Annotated in this window: 1 protein-coding gene and 1 pseudogene; both read left to right on the forward strand. The window is 59.1% G+C overall.

Annotated features, from left to right (window positions below; translation table 11 throughout):
- Window positions 1-253, forward strand: a 253-nt coding sequence (locus Q7C21_RS22195; RefSeq protein WP_375151116.1) for a hypothetical protein, incomplete at its 5' end; no start/stop codon positions are given.
- Window positions 254-360: 107 nt separating this feature from the next.
- Window positions 361-806, forward strand: a pseudogene (gene eno, locus Q7C21_RS22200) (phosphopyruvate hydratase); the annotation flags it as partial.

Below are 806 nucleotides of genomic sequence, written 5' to 3' on the forward strand. Positions count from 1 at the left end.
CCTTCCCGCTGGTCTTCCAGCACTGACCTTGTCACAAAAGCTATTGGATCGACACCATCGCTCAGGTGCCTCAAATCTTCCCGAAGCGACGGAGCAAATGCGCGCCCGCGTGCATGATGAGCAGGGTCTTGGTGCAGAATTACTGGCCCTGTCTGCCCGGGCCGAAGAGCTGGGATTAGACGCCGAATCGGTGCTGCGTGATGCGTTGACGAAAAAGTATGCAGGGATGAAGAACGAAACAACGTCGCCCTAACAAGGTGTGACGCGCTAGGCTAGGAACAGGCAATGGTGCCAACGGTCGATCGGACCGCTGGATCGACCAGCCCTTAGACAACCCCTTTATACAAGGAGTCCTTACTCATGGCATTGATTGACGCCATTCACGCGCGCGAAATTCTCGATTCCCGCGGAAATCCGACCGTTGAGGTCGAGGTCCTACTCACCGATGGTGCCCACGGCCGTGCCGCGGTTCCATCCGGTGCATCCACCGGCCAGTTCGAAGCCGCGGAACGTCGCGACGGGGACAAGAAGCGTTACCTAGGCAAGGGCGTGTTAGGCGCTGTTGCATCGGTCATCGAAGAGATCGCCGACGAGTTGGAGGGCCTTGACGCCACCGACCAGCGCTCCATCGACCAGGCAATGATCGAGTTGGACGGTACCGAGAATAAGTCAAAGCTCGGCGCCAACGCCATCTTGGGTGTTTCCGTGGCCGTGGCTAACGCCGCAGCCGCCAGCGCCAACCTGCCACTGTTCAAGTACCTGGGTGGCCCGAACGCACACGTACTGCCGGTGCCACTGATGAACAT

The sequence above is a fragment of the Pantoea sp. ANP04 genome, assembly GCF_041982285.1.
Classification (GTDB): Bacteria; Pseudomonadota; Gammaproteobacteria; order Enterobacterales; family Enterobacteriaceae; genus Pantoea; species Pantoea eucalypti.